Below are 17,406 nucleotides of genomic sequence, written 5' to 3' on the forward strand. Positions count from 1 at the left end.
ATAAAAATCCCTTATGACCGCGGGGTTGAGCTGATTAATTCTTATGCTGAATCATTTCCGCCTTTAAAAAATAAACAAACGTTTAATTCCGATACGAGAATGTTATATTCGAATGCATATGCATAACGTGCAGTTAACCGTTATCGTCCCCATGACTTATACCTGAGTCTTAACCTTTGAGAGATAGCGCCACGCGCTCGAAAGAAGCGCGGCTATTTCGCCTGCGAACCTGTTGAGCTTCAGGTCAACAGAGAGAGGAGATGTCGCCTCATGAGTACTACTGCGGTAAATCTGGCGCTCGCCGCCGCTGGCAAGGAAAGCGCAAACCTTCAGGAACGGAAAGATGTCGACGTACTGCTGATTGGCGCAGGCGTGATGAGTGCGACCTTGGGCGCATGGCTGCAAGATCTCGAGCCTGACTGGTCGATTGAGATGGTTGAACGCCTCGATGATGTGGCCGTTGAATCCTCTAATGGCTGGAACAACGCCGGCACCGGTCACGCCGCATTGGCGGAGCTGAACTATACGCCGCAAAAAGCGGATGGCAGCATCGACATCGCTAAAGCGGTGGCGATTAACGAATCGTTCCAGATGTCGCGTCAGTTCTGGGCCTATCACGTTCAGAAAGGCAACCTGCGTAATCCCAAAAGTTTTATCCACAGTACGCCACACATGAGTTTCGTCTGGGGCGACGATAACGTTGAGTTCCTGCGTAAACGCTTCAATGCGTTGCAGAAAAGTACGCTGTTCCGCGGCATGAATTACTCAGAAGACCGCGCGCAAATCGCACAGTGGATTCCGCTGGTGATGAACGGACGTGACAGCAAGCAAAAAGTCGCCGCGACCTGGACCGAAATGGGCACCGACGTGAACTTTGGTGAAGTGACGCGTCAGCTGATTGCTTCTTTAGAGAAGAAAGCCAATTTCCGCCTGCGCTTACGTCAGGAAGTGCGTGATATTAAGCGCCTGAGCGATGGCCGCTGGCAGGTGAGCCTGCATAATCTGGCTAGCGGGGAAAACCGCGTCCTGACTACGCACCAGCTGTTTATTGGCGCGGGTGGCGCGGCGTTGCCACTGCTGCAGAAATCCGGCATTCCTGAAGTGAAAGGCTACGCCGGTTTCCCGGTGGGCGGCTCATTCCTTGTGACGGAAAATCCGGAAATCGTTAAGCAGCACATGGCGAAGGTGTACGGCAAAGCCAGCGTTGGCGCACCGCCAATGTCGGTGCCACACGTCGATACCCGCGTGCTGGACGGCAAACAAGTGCTGCTCTTTGGCCCATTCGCCACCTTCTCCACTAAGTTCCTTAAACAAGGTTCATTATTGGATATGTTCGGCGCGATGAACGGCAGCAACCTCAAACCGATGGTGCAAGTTGGGCTGAAGAGTTTCGATCTGGTGAAATATCTGGTTGATCAGGTATTACAAAGTGACAGCGATCGTATGGAAGCCTTGCGCGCTTATGTGCCGCAGGCGAAACAGGAAGATTGGCGTTTAGTCACTGCCGGCCAGCGCGTGCAGATCATTAAGAACGATGCTAAAGAAGGCGGTGTGTTGCGCCTTGGTACGGAAGTTGTAACGTCTGAAGATGGCTCAATTTCGGCCTTACTGGGTGCATCGCCGGGCGCATCAACCGCCGCGCCGATTATGCTTGAGCTGATGGCGAAAGTGTTCCCAGAACAGATGCGTTCCCCAGAATGGCAGACCAAAATTCGCATGGTAATCCCTTCGTGGGGTCGCAAACTGAACGGCGATGTGGCGCTGACCGAAAAAGTGCTGGCCGATACCAGCCGGATACTGCAACTCGACTACGAGCCGGTGATTACCCCGGATGCCGCGAACGATGAAGCGCGCGAAACGGCGCACGTGGTGGGGAAGTAATAAGGTAGCATCAACCCAGGTCGCCATGAATGGCGACCCTACAATGTAGGGTGCGCATTCATGCGCACTGAAATCACTAACTTAGCAGTACCGCGTCATACAGCATCCAGGCCGTTGTCGCCACCAGCGATAACGCCATCAAACTGTTAAACGCCTGGCGTTTCCACGCGACTTGCAGATGGTTGCGCAGGCGGTCGCCCAGCGCGGCCCAAATCAAAATACACGGCAAATTCAATGCGGCGAAGCCCAGTAATACGGTTAATACGCCGTTGCTGTTGGCGTACATCAGCGCCACGTTGGTGACCATCAGCCAGGCCTTTGGATTTACCGCCTGAAAACAGATGCCGCCTATTAGCGTCATTGGACGCGGCCGTTCGCGCAGCTGCGGCGCGCCGGCGCGGAAAATCTTCCACGACAGCCACAGCAAGTAGCTGCAACCGACAATCGTTAGCGGCAGGCGAATCGCGCCCATCCAGTGCAGCAATACATCCAACGCCACACTCGCCAACAGCATCTGTATCGCGCAACCCACCAGGATGCCAAATAGCATCGGCAGCGTGCGCTTAAAGCCAAAGTTTACGCCGGAGGTCGCCAGCAGCAGGTTGTTGGGGCCTGGCGTGATCGACATAACGGTGACATAACTGAAGAATGAGGGATCGAGCATGATGCACTTCCTTGAGAACCAATAATGCCTTCATGCTAATGCGGACGCAGCAATGGAAACAGAGACACAAAACCACTATTGTAATGGATACAGTTGTCTTAAAAATGAATTGTATCCATAGCGCGCGGAGGCTTTTGTGTCCCTTCCACTCTCATCCGGCCAAACGCTGTATCAGCAGCTGGTCGACAGTTTTGCCGAGTCGATTCATCAGGGCACGCTAAAGCCGGGTAAACGGCTGCCGGCGATCCGTCGCGTGGCGCAATCGCATCAGGTCAGCATCAATACCGTGCTCAATGCGTGGCAAATTCTGGAAGATCGCGGCCTGATCGAATCGCGTCCGCAATCCGGCTATTACGTGCGGGGCGTGTTGCCCGCCGTAACGCGCACGATTAAGCCGCTCACCACAAAAATCAACGATCCCAGCTCGCAAAAGTTGGAGCTGATTGAGCAGGTGTTTGCCGCGCAAAACAATCCGGATTACACCAACATTTCGCTGGCCTGTCCGCAGGATGGCACCTTCTATCCCGCCGCTCGTTTGGGGCGCATTACCGCGTCAATTTTGCGGCAGAACCCTGACATTATTGGACGTTACGCGCTTCCGCCTGGTAGTGAGCGCTTACGTGAGGAGATTGCGCGCCGTGCGCTGCATAACGGCATTAATCTGCCGCCGCAGGAAATTACCCTCACCCACGGCTGCATGGAAGCATTGCAGCTGGCGCTGCGCGCGGTGACCAAACCCGGTGATTGCATTGGTTTGGAATCGCCAACCTATTTCTTCCTGTTCCCGCTGCTGGCTTCGCTGGGGCTTAAGGCGCTGGAAATTCCGACCGATCCGCAGCAGGGCTTGTCGCTTGATGCACTGGAGATGTTGCTGCAAGAGAAGCGGATTCAGGCGGTGATCGCCATGCCTGGCGCACAGAATCCGCTGGGATATGTAATGCCGCTGGAGAACAAAAAGCGGCTGGCAAAGTTAGTGAATACTTACCACGTTCCGCTGCTGGAGGATGGTTTGTATGACGAACTGCAGTTTGAGTGGCCGCTGTCGCCGCCAGTGAAGGCCTTTGATAGCGATGGCTGGGTGATTTACTGCACCAGTTTTACCAAAACCGTGGCGCCGGATTTTCGCATCGGCTGGACCGCCGCCGGGCGTTTTCATCACATTATCGCCCACCTCAAAGCGGTTTCATCGATGGCAGAATCACGCTTGTTGAGTGAAACGCTGGCCGAGTTTCTTGCCAGCGGCGGTTACGATCATCATCTGCGTACGCTGCGTCGGCGCTATGCGGCGAATCTGGATGCGGCGCGCGGTATTCTGGCGCGCCACTTCCCGCAAGGCACGCGCGCTACCCTGCCGCGCGGCGGATTTGTTTTTTGGGTAGAACTGCCGGGAAATATCGATACCGTGGAGATGTTTCATCATCTGTTGCAGGAGCAAATCTGTGTGACGCCCGGCGCGCTCTACTCCCTGAGCGATCGCTACAAACACGCGCTGCGGCTCTCTTGCTGCTATCCGTTCGATGAGCGTTATACATGGGCGTTACAGCGCACTGGCGCACTGGCCTGTGAGATGACAGGCCTCGCGCCGGGACAGGATCAGGGTTTGCCGTTGCGACCCCAGGTGGTGTAAGGCTCGCGCTCGGTCAGACGCTCATAGTAGGTCTGCACCGCCGGGAAGTTGGGATGCTCGAGCGGCGTTTCAAACCAGCGATTCACCGCCAGCCCAACCGGAATATCCGCTAGCGAGAAATTGCGGCCCGCGACATAGCGCCCGGTTTTCTCCAGATGCTGGTTGAGAATATTCATGGTGTGCGTCCAGCCTTTGACGGCCGCAGCCAGCAAGCGCGGATCCTGGTGCGCTGGCGAGTTACGTACCAGCGACATAAACGCGTAGCGCCAGGAAGTATTGAGTTCGGTGGCTTGCCAATCCATCCACTGATCGACCGGCGCGCGCGCGCGGGGATTCTCTGGATAGAGCCATTCGCCGCCGTTGCTGTTGGCGAGATAGCGCAGAATGGCGTTGGATTCCCACAGCACGAAGTCGTCCTCGATAATCACCGGGACCATCGCGTTGGGATTGAGCGCCATAAACTCTGACGAGTGCAGCGATTGTGGATCATCACCCCAGGGTTCTAATTCGTACGCAATATCGAGTTCTGCGCACAACCACAGAACTTTTCGCACGTTAATTGAAGAAGTACGGCCGAGAACTTTTAGCATTGCGGACTCCGATTCCAGAATTCTTAATCTATTCATAGTCCTGTTGCTGGCCTTTCGCAATCGACAGGATGTAAATCCGGATTTCAGACAACCTCAACGAGGAAGGAATAACAATGAAGGTCGCATTTAAACAGGTGGATGTGTTTACCTCATCGGCGTTTAAAGGGAACCCGCTGGCGGTGATTATGGATGCACAGGGATTGAGTGACGCGCAGCTGGCAGCGATTGCACGCTGGACCAATCTGTCGGAAACCACCTTTGTGCTGCCACCACAGGATGCGGCAGCGGATTACCGCGTGCGCATTTTTACTGTCGAAGGCGAACTGCCGTTTGCCGGCCATCCAACGCTAGGCACCGCGCATGCGCTGCTGGAAGCCGGTTGGCCGTTAATAACACCGGGCAAAATCGTGCAAGAGTGCGGCGTGGGTCTGGTTGAGGTGAATATTAGCGCCGACGGCGCGCTGGCGTTTGCGGCACCCGCTGCAACCCTAACGCCCTTTAGCGATGCGCTGATGAGCAGCGCGCTGAACAGTGAATCTTTCGATCTCAGCCAATCGCCGACCATTGTCGATATGGGCATTCGCTGGTTGCTGATTCCCATGAGTAGTGCGCAGGCGGTGCTGGATGTGGTGCCGTCAGCAGCGGATTTACACCGTTTGCATCAACATGCCGACGTTAACGGCACGGCGATTTTTGGGGCATTACCGTCGGATGAGAACGAGCAGTATGAAGTGCGTGCGCTGCTGGTTGAAAATGGCAGTTTGACCGAAGATCCGGTAACCGGCAGCGCCAATGCGTGTCTGGCGCGCTATTTCGCCGCGCAGGGTCATACGCAAAATTATCGGGCGCGTCAGGGCAGCGCGATTCAGCGAGAAGGACGAATTCAGGTAAGTTTTACGGATGAAGCGATCTGGATTGGTGGGCAAACGGTGACGGTGATTGATGGGACGATTTCGTTGTAAGGTTGCCATTTATGGCAACCTTGGCGGGTGACAATATTTCACAAGGTCGCCATTAATGGCGACCCTACATATTACAGTCCTTGCCCGCCTGAGGCTTCAATGCGCTGTGCGGTGATCCAGCCGGTTTCATCGCTGAGAATCGCGCTGATCGCATCACCGATATCATCCGGCAAGCCGACGCGGCCCAATGCGGTCACCGAGGCGATATGATCGTTGAGATCTTTGGTGTCACGCACGCGCCCGCCGCCGAAATCGGTTTCAATCGCGCCGGGCGCCAGGATGTTGACACGAATATGGCGTTCACCCAGCTCTTTAGCCTGATAGCGGGTTAATACCTCCATCGCGCCTTTGATGGAGGCATAAGTGCCGGAGCCCGGCAGCGTCAAACGGGTTAAGCCGCTAGAGATATTCAGGATGCGTCCACCATCAGCGATCAGCGGCAATAGCTTCTGCGTCAGGAAGAACGGCCCTTTAAAGTGCACCTTCACCAGCGCATCAAACTCCTCTTCCGTGGTCTCTGCGAACAGCTTGTAGTGACCGTGTCCGGCGTTGTTCACTAAATAATCAAAGTTGTCACGCTGCCAGGTTTGCTGCAGCGCTTCCTTCACCTGCGCCACGAAGCCGTCGAACGAGCTTGTGTCGCCAACATCCAGCTGCAACGCCACCGCACGTGCGCCCAGCGCTTCAATTTCTTGCACTACCGCCTGGGCTTCTTCCGCATGACCGCGATAGGTAAATAGGATATCGGTGCCTTTGGCGGCCAGTTTCAGCGCCCCATTCTTGCCTAAACCGCGATTTCCGCCGGTAATCAATGCAATTTTATGACTCATATTTCGCTCCAGTTGGAAAATTGAACACGTGTTAAGGATATTCGTGAATAATTGATCTATAAACGCAGAGGAATACGCAGCACTGTTTCACTAACAACAACAATCGGTGAACAACATGGATAAAATTCACGCAATGCAGGTCTTTGTGCGGGTGGCAGAAATGGGCAGTTTTACCCGTGCGGCAGAAAGTTTGGGTTTACCGAAAGGCAGCGTTTCGCGCCAGCTGCAGGCGCTAGAGAATCAAATGGGGACGCGCCTGCTGCACCGCACCACGCGACGCGTGCATCTGACGCAGGATGGCTTGGTTTATTACGATCGCTGCCTCGATTTGCTCTCGATGCTAGACGATATGGATAGCCTGTTCCAGCACGATCCCGCCACCTTAAGCGGCAAACTGCGCGTTGATATGTCGGTGGCGATGGCAACCGGCTTTGTGCTGCCACGTTTGCCGGAATTTTTGCAGCACTATCCCGGCCTGGAAATTGAACTGAGCAGCAGCGATCGCCAGGTGGATGTGATTCGCGAAGGCTTTGATTGCGTGGTGCGCGTAGGCGAGCTGAAAGATTCCGGGCTGATTGCACGAAAAATCGGCTCATACGCCTTGATCAATTGCGCCAGTGCCGACTACCTTTCCCGCTTCGGCATGCCGGTGCGACTGGAAGATCTGTCGCAACATGCGATGGTGCATTACACCCAGCAGCTTGGGCAACCTTCTCATGGCTTTGAATATTTCGATGGCAAGCAGTGTCATTACATTCAAACTGGCGGCGTGGTCACGGTGAACAGTACCGAAACCTATCGCGCAGCGTGCATGGCTGGGCTCGGCATTATTCAGGTGCCAGCGATGGGTGTGCAGCCGCTGCTGGAGTCAGGACAACTGGTTGAAGTACTGCATCACTTCCCGGCTAAACCGATGCCGATCTCACTGCTTTATCCGCATCGCCGTAACGTGGCACGCCGCGTGCGGGTGTTTATGGAGTGGCTGAGCCAGGTCTTGCAGGAGTATGTGACATAGCAGGCTATAATTGTATTTTCGCAGTGAACAGGATGACTATCGTCTATGACGGACAAAAACCTTAAAAAGACTGAGTCAGAGGCAGAAAACAAGCCGCTGATTGATATTAAAACCGGCAATAAAACCGTAGATGGCTCGATCCAAAATGTGTCGCGCTTCGCTGCCTGGTTTCAGGCGATTCCGGCGGTGGCGCATTTTATGCGCGCGCTGGAACGCTTTAACGATCGTCTCGGCAGCCAGTTTGGCGCGGCGATCACCTACTTCTCTTTTCTCTCCCTGATACCGATTTTGATGGTCTCCTTTGCGGCAGTCGGCTTTGTGCTGGCGTCGAATCAGGATTTGCTCACCGAGTTGATCAACAAAATCGTTAACAGCATCAGCGATCCGACGCTGGCCACCACGCTGAAAAATACAGTGAATACCGCGATTCAACAGCGTGCCACGGTGGGATTAACCGGTTTGCTGCTGGCGCTTTACTCCGGCATTAACTGGATGGGTAACCTGCGTGAAGCGGTGCGCGCGCAGTCGCGCGACGTGTGGGAACGCACGCCGGACGATCAGGAGAAATTCTGGAAGAAGTACGCACGCGATCTGCTTTCGCTGCTGGGTTTGATGTTCGCGCTGGTGATTACGCTGTCGCTGACCTCCATTGCCGGTGCAGCGCAGGCAGCGATCGTCAATGCGTTAGGGTTGGAAGGCATTGAGTGGCTGCGCCCCGCGATGACGGTGATTGCGTTATCCATCTCAATCTTCGCTAACTATCTGCTGTTCCTGTGGATATTCTGGATTCTGCCGCGCCATAAACCGCGCAAAAAGGCCTTGTTCCGCGGCACGCTGCTGGCAGCGATTGGCTTTGAAGTGATCAAGTTTGTCATGACGCTGACGCTGCCGAAGCTGGCAACCTCGCCATCAGGCGCGGCCTTTGGTTCGGTGCTCGGTTTGATGGCGTTCTTCTACTTCTTTGCACGTTTGACGCTGTTTTGCGCGGCGTGGATCGCCACCGCGAAGTACAAAGATGATAAAGAGATGCCACAGCCGCATCAGGCAAAATAAGCCACCCGCTTGTTACAATTGCCTGACTAGCTAAAAATGTTTCCTGCTGGCTATTTTTACCGCAAAAACCAGCAGGAAACGCTGAAGGGTCACTTTAATTTGGCCCTTTTGCAGAGATTCCCGCCAAAAAAGTGACACTTCCCGTTCCCATCCGCCACTGATCGCAGCAACTCAGAAATTATCCACTTATTCGCCGAAAAAGCCCGGTCTGACGCGGTTTTTCGCCATTGAATGCCGCAAACCAGGTGCGTAAGATTCTCTGTCTACATTTACAATTAAGAAACACTTATGCAAGCCTCCATCACAGAAACACTCGACAAAAAACACGACGAAACGCCGGTCAATTCACGTGGCAAAGTGGTTGTGGCATCGCTTGTCGGCACCGCCATTGAGTTCTTCGATTTCTATATCTATGCCACCGCCGCGGTGATTATTTTCCCGCACATCTTCTTCCCGCAGGGCGATCCGACCGTGGCAACCCTGCAGTCGCTGGCGACCTTCGCTATCGCCTTCGTTGCGCGCCCTATCGGTTCTGCCGTGTTTGGCCACTTTGGTGACCGCGTCGGACGCAAAGCAACGCTGGTTGCTTCGCTGCTGACCATGGGCGTTTCGACGGTGCTGATTGGTTTGCTGCCAGGTTATGAAACCATTGGCGTGGCAGCGCCGCTGCTGCTGGCGCTGGCGCGTTTTGGTCAGGGTCTTGGTCTCGGTGGCGAATGGGGCGGCGCAGCACTGCTGGCGACCGAAAATGCCCCAGCAAAAAAACGCGCGCTCTATGGTTCATTCCCACAGCTCGGTGCGCCGATTGGCTTCTTTTTCGCTAACGGCACATTCCTGCTGCTTTCGTGGCTGCTGACCGATGAGCAGTTCATGAACTGGGGCTGGCGCGTGCCGTTTATTCTTTCTGCGGTGCTGGTGTTGATTGGCCTGTATGTGCGCGTTTCGCTGCATGAAAGTCCGGTGTTCGCCAAAGTGCAGAAAGAGAACAAGCAGGTGAAAATGCCGATTGGCACGCTGCTGAGCAAGCATATGACGGCAACCATTCTGGGCACCTTCATCATGCTCGCCACCTATACACTGTTCTACATTATGACCGTTTACTCAATGAGTTACGGTACTGCACCTGCGCCAGCTGGCCTCGGCTACTCGCGTAACAGCTTCCTGTGGATGTTGATGGTGGCGGTGATTGGTTTTGGCGTGATGGTGCCGATTGCGGGTCTGTTAGCCGATCGCTTTGGTCGTCGTAAAACCATGATCACCATTACGCTGATGATTATTGCCTTCGCATTGATGTTCCCAATGCTGCTGGGTTCCGGTTCTCAGGTGTTGGTGATGGGCTTCCTGATCCTGGGCTTAAGCATTATGGGGCTGACGTTTGGTCCGATGGGCGCGCTGCTGCCAGAGCTGTTCCCGACTGAAGTGCGTTATACCGGCGCATCATTCTCCTATAACCTGTCGTCGATTCTTGGTGCATCCGTGGCGCCTTATATCGCCACCTGGTTGAACGCCAATTACGGTTTGCAGGCGGTGGGTTTCTATCTGGCTTCGATGGCAGTGTTGACACTGATCGCGCTGATTGCCTGTAAAGAGACGCGCAATCAGACGCTGTATGAAGCGGTGTGATTGAGCGGTGTTCGCTGTCCCCCTCCTCGGTCCTCCCCCATAAATGGGGGAGGAAGATGCTGCCATATGTTCGTTCTGAAGCTGCATGTGGCAGCGTCTCCTTCCCCCGCTTGCGGGGGAAGGCCGGGATGGGGGACAGCGAGTACATACATAGAGCAACAGCGAGCACTAATTAAAAAAAACCCCGGCAAGCCGGGGTTTTTTATTGTGCTGAAAACTGTGTCGCGCGTGGCTTAGCCAGCAACAGCGATACGTTTCATGTCGGTCATGTAGCCACGCAGTTTGCGGCCTACCGATTCGATTGGATGCTGACGTACCGCTTCGTTGACGTCACGCAGCTGCGCGTTATCAACCTGAGTCCCTTCAATCGCTTTGCCCAGATCGCCCGGCTGCAGCGTGGTCATGAACTCTTTCAGCAGGGGAACCGCTGCGAAGGAGAACAGGTAGTTACCGTATTCTGCGGTATCAGAGATAACCACGTTCATTTCATACAGACGCTTACGGGCGATAGTGTTGGCAATCAGCGGCAGCTCATGCAGTGACTCGTAGTAAGCCGACTCTTCGATGATGCCTGCATCCACCATGGTTTCGAACGCCAGCTCAACGCCTGCTTTCACCATCGCAACCATCACGACGCCTTTGTCGTAGTATTCCTGCTCTTCGATTTTGCCCTCAAACTGCGGTGCGTTTTCGAATGCCGTTGCGCCGGTCTCTTCACGCCAGGTCAGCAGGTTTTTGTCATCGTTAGCCCAGTCAGCCATCATTCCCGATGAGAATTCACCAGAGATGATGTCATCCATGTGCTTCTGGAACAGCGGCGCCATGATGGTTTTCAGCTGCTCAGACAGCGCATAAGCACGGATTTTCGCCGGGTTAGACAAGCGATCCATCATCAGCGTGATGCCACCAAACTTCAGGGATTCAGTGATGGTTTCCCAGCCGAACTGAATCAGTTTTTCGGTATAAGCGGCGTCGTGACCTTCAGCCACCAGCTTGTCGAAACACAGCAGAGAACCGGCCTGCAGCATACCGCACAGGATGGTCTGCTCGCCCATCAGGTCAGATTTCACTTCTGCAACGAAAGAAGATTCCAGCACGCCCGCACGGTCGCCGCCGGTGGCTGCGGCCCAGGCTTTCGCAATCGCCATGCCTTCGCCTTTTGGATCGTTTTCCGGGTGAACGGCGATCAGCGTCGGTACACCGAAACCACGCTTGTACTCTTCACGCACTTCGGTACCCGGGCATTTCGGTGCAACCATCACGACGGTGATGTCTTTACGAATGGTTTCGCCCACTTCAACAATGTTGAAACCGTGTGAGTAACCCAGCGCTGCGCCATCTTTCATCAACGGCTGAACAGCCTGAACGACCGCTGAGTGCTGCTTGTCTGGCGTCAGGTTAACCACCAGATCAGCCTGTGGGATCAGCTCTTCGTAAGTGCCCACTTTGAAGCCGTTATCGGTCGCTTTGCGGAAAGAGGCACGCTTTTCAGCAATCGCTTCAGCACGCAGGGCATACGCCACGTCCAGACCAGAATCACGCATGTTCAGGCCCTGGTTCAGACCCTGAGCACCACAACCAACGATGACCACTTTCTTGCCTTTCAGGAAGCTAGCGCCATCAGCGAATTCGTCGCGTGACATGAAACGACATTTGCCCAACTGCGCTAACTGGTTGCGCAGATTCAATGTGTTGAAGTAATTAGCCATGGGTACTCCGGTTAGATGTTGTGTTTGTTTTTGTTCAGTAACGACGTTGTCTCTCACGCCGCGAATGACCCCATCATATGACAGGAAATCCGTTGCTTAAATTGATATATTAGCAAGGTCACATTGCAAAATTTGCAACATAACATTGAGGCGATACGCGCATGGATTTACGAGACCTGAAACTCTTCCTTCATCTGGCTGAAAGCTGCCACTTTGGTCGCACCGCGCGCGCCATGCACGTCAGTCCCTCCACTCTTTCGCGCCAGATTCAGCGCCTGGAAGAGGATGTTGGTCATGCGCTGTTCCTGCGTGATAACCGCACCGTGACGCTGACCGAAGCCGGCGAGCGCCTGCGTCAGTTCGCGCAGCAGACGTTGCTGCAATACCAGCAGCTTCGTCATGTGATGGATCTCAACGGCCCGTCATTGAGCGGCGAACTGCGCCTGTTCTGCTCGGTGACCGCCGCTTACAGCCATTTGCCGCCGATTCTTGATCGCTTTCGCGCTGAACATCCGCAGGTCGAGATCAAACTCACCACCGGTGATGCGGCCGATGCGATTGAGATGGTGCAATCCGGTGATGCCGATCTCGCCATTGCCGGACGTCCTGAATCGCTGCCCGCCAGCATAGATTTTACGCCACTGGGCCTGATTCCGCTGGTGCTGATCGCCCCGGCGCTGCCTTGTCCGGTACGCAGCCAGGCAACACAAGACGAACCGGATTGGGCGCAAATCCCGTTTATCCTGCCGGAACAAGGTCCTGCGCGACGCGGTATCGATTTGTGGTTCCGCCGCCAGCGCATTCCCAACCCGCAGATTTATGCCACGGTTTCCGGGCATGAGGCGATTGTGTCGATGGTGGCGCTGGGATGTGGTATTGCGCTGCTGCCGGACGTGGTGCTGGAGAACAGCCCGGAACCGGTGCGCAATCGCGTGTTAACGCTGGAGAATGTGGAGTCTGTTGCGCCGTTGGAACTCGGGGTTTGCGTACAAAAAAAGCGGCTCGGAGAGCCGCTTATCAATGCGTTCTGGCACCAACTGTAATTACTGCCCGGCGAGGAAGAAACGAAACGCCGGGTTGTTCGCTTCGTCGTGCCATTCGTAGCCCAATGCGGTGAGATGTGTTTCGAAATCCGGTTCCTGATCGTTGGCTTCAAACGCCGCCAGCACGCGGCCATAATCGGTACCGTGGCTGCGATAATGGAACAGCGAGATATTCCAGTGCGCGCCAAGCGTCTGCAGGAACTTCAGCAGCGCGCCCGGTGCCTCTGGGAATTCAAAACTGAACAGGCGTTCGCGCAGCGGCTTGGATGGACGTCCGCCCACCATGTAGCGCACGTGCAGCTTGGCCATTTCATCATCCGACAGATCCACCACGTTATAACCGGCCTCGCTCAGTTGGCCGATGATCTCACTGCGCTCCTCCAGCCCACGCGTTAAGCGCACGCCGACGAAAATGCAGGCGTTATCCGCATCCGCATAGCGATAGTTGAACTCGGTGATCGAGCGCCCGCCGATGGTTTGGCAGAACTTGAGGAAGCTGCCTTGCTGCTCTGGAATGGTGACCGCCAGCAGCGCTTCGCGCTGTTCGCCCAGTTCGCAACGCTCCGAAACATAACGCAAGCCGTGGAAGTTGACGTTAGCGCCCGACAGCACGTGCGCCAGGCGCTCGCCTTTGATGTCGTGCTGCTGGATGTACTTCTTCATGCCCGCCAGCGCCAGCGCGCCAGAGGGTTCCGCCACGGCGCGCACATCTTCGAACAGGTCTTTTACCGCTGCGCAAATCGCATCACTATCCACCGTGATGATGTCGTCGAGATACGCCTGGCACAGACGGAAAGTTTCGCTGCCGATGCGTTTTACCGCCACACCTTCAGCGAATAATCCTACACGCGGCAAATCCACCGGTTCGCCCGCCTCCAGCGCGGCTTTCAGGCAGGCTGAATCTTCCGATTCCACGGCAATCACTTTGATCTGCGGCATCAGCTGCTTGATCAGCACGGCGACACCCGCCGCCAGACCGCCGCCGCCGACCGGCACGAAGACGCGATCGAGATGCGCATCCTGCTGCAGCAGTTCCATCGCCAGCGTGCCCTGCCCGGCGATCACCGCCGGGTGGTCAAACGGCGGAACGAAGGTGTAACCCTGCTGCTCCGCGAGCTCTATCGCTTTGGCTTTCGCCTCGTCGAAGTTGGCACCAAACAGATAAGCCTCACCGCCAAATGCGCGTACTGCATCAACCTTGATGTCTGCCGTGGCCAACGGCATCACAATCAGTGATTTGATGCCAAGCGTGCTGGCCGAGAGCGCCACGCCCTGCGCATGGTTGCCGGCCGAAGCCGTCACCACGCCGCGCGCTTTTTGCTCTTCGTTCAGCCCGGCAATCATCGCGTAGGCCCCACGCAGCTTGAAGCTGTGCACCGGCTGACGATCTTCACGCTTCACCAGAATGGTGTTGCCAAGACGCGATGAAATTTTTTCCATTTTTTGCAGCGGCGTCACCTGAGCAATTTCATACACCGGTGAGCGCAGCACTGCGCGCAAATACTCCGCGCCGTTTGGCGTCGCGGAAAGCGGTTGAGACTCAGCCATCGGTTAGCCTCCCAGCTTGGACTTATCGCGCACCGCGCCTTTGTCAGCGCTGGTCGCCAGTGATGCATACGCACGCAGTGCGAAGGAGACTTCACGTACGCGGCCATGCGGCGTGTAAGCCGCATCGCCACGCGCTTGCTCTTCTTCACGACGAGCGTGCAGTTCGTTATCCGGTACCGCCAGCTTGATGCCACGGTTCGGGATATCGATTTCAATCATGTCGCCATCTTTCACCAGCGCGATGGTGCCGCCGCTCGCCGCTTCCGGTGAGGCGTGACCAATCGAAAGACCGGATGTGCCGCCAGAGAAACGACCGTCGGTGATCAATGCGCAGCTTTTGCCGAGGCCCATGGATTTCAGATAGGTGGTTGGATAGAGCATTTCCTGCATGCCTGGCCCGCCTTTCGGCCCTTCGTAGCGGATTACCACCACATCACCGGCCACCACTTTGCCGCCAAGAATGGCTTCAACCGCATCATCCTGGCTTTCGTATACTTTGGCAGGGCCTTTGAAGGTGAGGATCTCTTTGTCTACGCCAGCGGTTTTTACGATGCAGCCGTCTTCAGCAATGTTGCCGTAAAGGACGGCCAAGCCGCCATCCTGCGAGTAAGCGTGTTCGCGGGTACGAATACAGCCATCGGTACGATCGTCATCCAGCGTATCCCAACGGCAATTCTGCGAGAACGCCTTGGTGGTACGAATACCGGCAGGACCGGCGCGGAACATATCTTTTACCGCCTGATCTTTGGTCAGCATGATGTCGTACTGATCGAGGGTTTCGCGCATGCTCTGCTGCAGGATGTTACGCGCGCTGGTGTCGATCAGACCCGCACGATCCAGCTCACCGAGAATGGCGATAACGCCGCCCGCGCGGTGAACATCTTCCATATGATATTTCGGCGTACTTGGCGCTACTTTACACAGCTGCGGGACTTTGCGAGACAAGCGATCGATATCAGAGATATTGAAGTCGATTTCGCCTTCCAGCGCCGCTGCCAACAGGTGCAGAACGGTATTGGTGGAGCCGCCCATGGCGATATCCAGTGTCATCGCATTCTCGAACGCCGCTTTGGTGGCGATGTTACGCGGCAGCATGTTGACGTCATCTTGCTCGTAATAGCGTTTAGTCAGGCTAACGATGCGCTTGCCAGCATTGATGAACAGCTCTTTACGATCGGCGTGCGTTGCCAACAGTGAACCGTTACCGGGCTGCGACAAGCCCAGTGCTTCGGTCAGACAGTTCATCGAGTTGGCGGTGAACATACCGGAACAGGAACCACAGGTCGGACACGCTGAACGTTCGATCTGATCGCTGTCGGCGTCGCTAACGTTCGGGTTGGCACCCTGAATCATCGCATCCACCAGATCCAACTTGATGATTTGATCGGACAGTTTGGTTTTACCGGCTTCCATCGGGCCGCCGGAAACAAAGATCACCGGAATGTTGAGGCGCAGAGCGGCCATCAGCATGCCCGGGGTGATTTTGTCGCAGTTGGAGATACACACCATGGCGTCGGCACAGTGCGCGTTGACCATATACTCCACTGAATCGGCTATCAGCTCGCGTGAAGGCAGTGAATACAGCATGCCGCCATGACCCATGGCGATACCATCATCCACCGCAATGGTGTTGAACTCTTTGGCCACACCGCCTGCTGCTTCGATCTCCTCCGCAACCAGTTTGCCAAGATCGCGCAGGTGCACGTGGCCCGGTACGAATTGGGTGAATGAGTTGACCACGGCGATAATCGGTTTACCGAAATCGTCGTCGGTCATTCCTGTCGCGCGCCACAAGGCACGGGCACCGGCCATGTTACGACCATGAGTGGTGGTGGCGGAACGGTACTTAGGCATGCTCTATTTACTCCAGTAATAATAAGGTTGCGGGCGCCATCTGACGCCCGCAAAAAATCTCGTTATGCGTTAACCGGATCCAACCAGCCCCACTTGTCTTCCGTCTCGCCAGTGAACAGGCCAAAGAACGCCTTCTGGATACGACCGGTGACTGGACCACGTTTGCCTTCGCCGACCTGAATGCCGTCGACGCTACGCACCGGCGTGATCTCCGCTGCAGTACCTGACATGAACACTTCGTCTGCCAGATACAGAGATTCGCGCGACAGCACCTGCTCACGCACTTCGATACCCATGTCTTGCGCCAGCTTGATGATGGCATCACGCGTAATACCTGGCAGCGCTGAAGAGGTGAACGGTGGCGTGAACAGAATGCCATCTTTCACTTCGAACAAGTTTTCGCCAGCACCTTCTGAAATATAGCCGTTGGTGTCGAGAGCGATACCTTCCTGATAGCCGTGGCGACGCGCTTCGCTGCCTACCAGCAGAGAGGAGAGATAGTTACCACCGGCTTTCGCAGCGGTCGGCAAGGTGTTTGGTGCCACGCGGTTCCACGAAGAAACCATCGCATCGATGCCGTTTTCCAGCGCTTCAGCGCCCAGGTAAGCACCCCAAGGGAAAGCAGCGATGATTACATCGGTGGTGTAGCCATCTGGCGGGTTCACACCCAGACCCACGTCACCGACAAAGGCCAGCGGACGGATGTAAGCGCTTTTCAGTTTGTTCACGCGGATCACTTCGCGGCACGCTTCCATCAACTCATCTACGCTCGCTTCAATCGGGAAACGATAAATTTTGGCGGATTCATGCAGACGCTTCATATGCTCACGGTGACGGAACACCACTGGGCCTTTGTGTGAGTCGTAGCAACGCACGCCTTCAAACACAGAAGTACCGTAATGCAGTGCGTGAGACATAACGCTAACCTTGGCGTCTTCCCACTTAACCATCTCCCCATTGAACCAAATAAAGTCTGCTTTCTTTGTACTCATTGCTTTTTTCCTTTG

The 17,406-nt window shown here is 55.4% G+C and carries 14 protein-coding genes; 7 read left to right on the forward strand and 7 right to left on the reverse strand.

The genetic code is table 11. The features are described 5' to 3' along the window. Nucleotides 1-270: 270 nt before the first annotated feature. Nucleotides 271-1,881, forward strand: coding sequence for a malate dehydrogenase (quinone) (mqo, locus tag AC6I8K_RS18035; protein ID WP_064741327.1), 1,611 nt, complete (start codon nt 271-273; stop codon nt 1,879-1,881). A gap of 76 nt (nt 1,882-1,957) precedes the next feature. Here mqo and AC6I8K_RS18040 read toward each other — a convergent pair whose 3' ends face one another. After that, complete coding sequence (locus tag AC6I8K_RS18040) at nt 1,958-2,545, reverse strand: LysE family translocator (protein ID WP_483816419.1); 588 nt, start codon at nt 2,543-2,545, stop codon at nt 1,958-1,960. Nucleotides 2,546-2,681: 136 nt separating this feature from the next. On the opposite strand from AC6I8K_RS18040, the gene AC6I8K_RS18045 reads away from it, so the two are divergent. Further along, nucleotides 2,682-4,172 carry an aminotransferase-like domain-containing protein gene (locus tag AC6I8K_RS18045; protein ID WP_497827166.1) on the forward strand — a complete coding sequence of 497 codons (1,491 nt, stop codon included), beginning with the start codon at nt 2,682-2,684 and terminating at the stop codon, nt 4,170-4,172. Here AC6I8K_RS18045 and AC6I8K_RS18050 read toward each other — a convergent pair. Next, on the reverse strand, nt 4,139-4,762 hold the full coding sequence (locus AC6I8K_RS18050) for a glutathione S-transferase family protein (protein ID WP_497827167.1): 624 nt from the start codon (nt 4,760-4,762) through the stop codon (nt 4,139-4,141). The two genes, AC6I8K_RS18045 and AC6I8K_RS18050, sit on opposite strands and share 34 nt — an antisense overlap. Before the next feature lie 113 nt (nt 4,763-4,875). On the opposite strand from AC6I8K_RS18050, the gene AC6I8K_RS18055 reads away from it, so the two are divergent. Further along, nucleotides 4,876-5,724, forward strand: a complete 849-nt coding sequence (locus AC6I8K_RS18055) for a PhzF family phenazine biosynthesis protein (protein WP_497827168.1) — start codon at nt 4,876-4,878, stop codon at nt 5,722-5,724. Nucleotides 5,725-5,795: 71 nt separating this feature from the next. Here AC6I8K_RS18055 and AC6I8K_RS18060 read toward each other — a convergent pair whose 3' ends face one another. Next, nucleotides 5,796-6,554, reverse strand: a complete 759-nt coding sequence (locus tag AC6I8K_RS18060; protein WP_497827169.1) for an SDR family NAD(P)-dependent oxidoreductase — start codon at nt 6,552-6,554, stop codon at nt 5,796-5,798. A gap of 115 nt (nt 6,555-6,669) precedes the next feature. On the opposite strand from AC6I8K_RS18060, the gene AC6I8K_RS18065 reads away from it, so the two are divergent. From AC6I8K_RS18065 to AC6I8K_RS18075, 3 genes are all read left to right on the forward strand, one after another. Further along, entirely contained in the window at nt 6,670-7,569 is a 900-nt protein-coding gene (locus AC6I8K_RS18065) for a LysR family transcriptional regulator (protein WP_064741349.1), read from the forward strand. Nucleotides 7,570-7,614: 45 nt separating this feature from the next. Then, on the forward strand, nt 7,615-8,622 hold the full coding sequence (gene yhjD, locus AC6I8K_RS18070; protein ID WP_064741334.1) for an inner membrane protein YhjD: 1,008 nt from the start codon (nt 7,615-7,617) through the stop codon (nt 8,620-8,622). Nucleotides 8,623-8,910: 288 nt separating this feature from the next. Then, the gene (locus AC6I8K_RS18075; RefSeq protein ID WP_064741335.1) at nt 8,911-10,245 is read left to right on the forward strand and encodes an MFS transporter; all 1,335 of its coding nucleotides are present in this window, start codon (nt 8,911-8,913) and stop codon (nt 10,243-10,245) included. A 233-nt stretch (nt 10,246-10,478) separates the two neighbouring features. Here the strand turns inward: AC6I8K_RS18075 and ilvC are convergent, their stop codons facing one another. After that, nucleotides 10,479-11,954 carry a ketol-acid reductoisomerase gene (ilvC, locus tag AC6I8K_RS18080; protein WP_483816423.1) on the reverse strand — a complete coding sequence of 492 codons (1,476 nt, stop codon included), beginning with the start codon at nt 11,952-11,954 and terminating at the stop codon, nt 10,479-10,481. Nucleotides 11,955-12,115: 161 nt separating this feature from the next. Between ilvC and ilvY the strand changes: the two genes are divergently transcribed. After that, nucleotides 12,116-12,997 carry an HTH-type transcriptional activator IlvY gene (ilvY, locus tag AC6I8K_RS18085; protein ID WP_007888824.1) on the forward strand — a complete coding sequence of 294 codons (882 nt, stop codon included), beginning with the start codon at nt 12,116-12,118 and terminating at the stop codon, nt 12,995-12,997. Here the strand turns inward: ilvY and ilvA are convergent, their stop codons facing one another. The 3 genes from ilvA to AC6I8K_RS18100 form a co-directional block, all read right to left on the reverse strand. Next, nucleotides 12,998-14,545: a threonine ammonia-lyase, biosynthetic gene (gene ilvA / locus AC6I8K_RS18090; RefSeq protein ID WP_497827170.1), complete on the reverse strand. Its 1,548-nt coding sequence runs from the start codon at nt 14,543-14,545 to the stop codon at nt 12,998-13,000. It abuts the gene before it with no gap. A gap of 3 nt (nt 14,546-14,548) precedes the next feature. Continuing rightward, nucleotides 14,549-16,399, reverse strand: coding sequence for a dihydroxy-acid dehydratase (gene ilvD, locus AC6I8K_RS18095; protein WP_483816425.1), 1,851 nt, complete (start codon nt 16,397-16,399; stop codon nt 14,549-14,551). A gap of 62 nt (nt 16,400-16,461) precedes the next feature. Continuing rightward, nucleotides 16,462-17,391, reverse strand: a complete 930-nt coding sequence (locus AC6I8K_RS18100) for a branched-chain amino acid transaminase (RefSeq protein ID WP_064741340.1) — start codon at nt 17,389-17,391, stop codon at nt 16,462-16,464. Between the last annotated feature and the right edge of the window lie 15 nt (nt 17,392-17,406).

Source organism: Pantoea sp. X-Soil-ISGK-421, assembly GCF_059730785.1.

Coding starts and splice junctions, on each gene's coding strand:
- AC6I8K_RS18075 (WP_064741335.1), top strand. CDS start 8,911: ATGCAAGCCTCCATCACAGAAACACTCGACAAAAAACACGACGAAACG.
- AC6I8K_RS18055 (WP_497827168.1), top strand. CDS start 4,876: ATGAAGGTCGCATTTAAACAGGTGGATGTGTTTACCTCATCGGCGTTT.
- AC6I8K_RS18040 (WP_483816419.1), bottom strand. CDS start 2,545: ATGCTCGATCCCTCATTCTTCAGTTATGTCACCGTTATGTCGATCACG.
- ilvA (WP_497827170.1), bottom strand. CDS start 14,545: ATGGCTGAGTCTCAACCGCTTTCCGCGACGCCAAACGGCGCGGAGTAT.
- ilvC (WP_483816423.1), bottom strand. CDS start 11,954: ATGGCTAATTACTTCAACACATTGAATCTGCGCAACCAGTTAGCGCAG.
- AC6I8K_RS18065 (WP_064741349.1), top strand. CDS start 6,670: ATGGATAAAATTCACGCAATGCAGGTCTTTGTGCGGGTGGCAGAAATG.
- AC6I8K_RS18100 (WP_064741340.1), bottom strand. CDS start 17,391: ATGAGTACAAAGAAAGCAGACTTTATTTGGTTCAATGGGGAGATGGTT.
- ilvY (WP_007888824.1), top strand. CDS start 12,116: ATGGATTTACGAGACCTGAAACTCTTCCTTCATCTGGCTGAAAGCTGC.
- AC6I8K_RS18060 (WP_497827169.1), bottom strand. CDS start 6,554: ATGAGTCATAAAATTGCATTGATTACCGGCGGAAATCGCGGTTTAGGC.
- mqo (WP_064741327.1), top strand. CDS start 271: ATGAGTACTACTGCGGTAAATCTGGCGCTCGCCGCCGCTGGCAAGGAA.
- AC6I8K_RS18050 (WP_497827167.1), bottom strand. CDS start 4,762: ATGCTAAAAGTTCTCGGCCGTACTTCTTCAATTAACGTGCGAAAAGTT.
- yhjD (WP_064741334.1), top strand. CDS start 7,615: ATGACGGACAAAAACCTTAAAAAGACTGAGTCAGAGGCAGAAAACAAG.
- ilvD (WP_483816425.1), bottom strand. CDS start 16,399: ATGCCTAAGTACCGTTCCGCCACCACCACTCATGGTCGTAACATGGCC.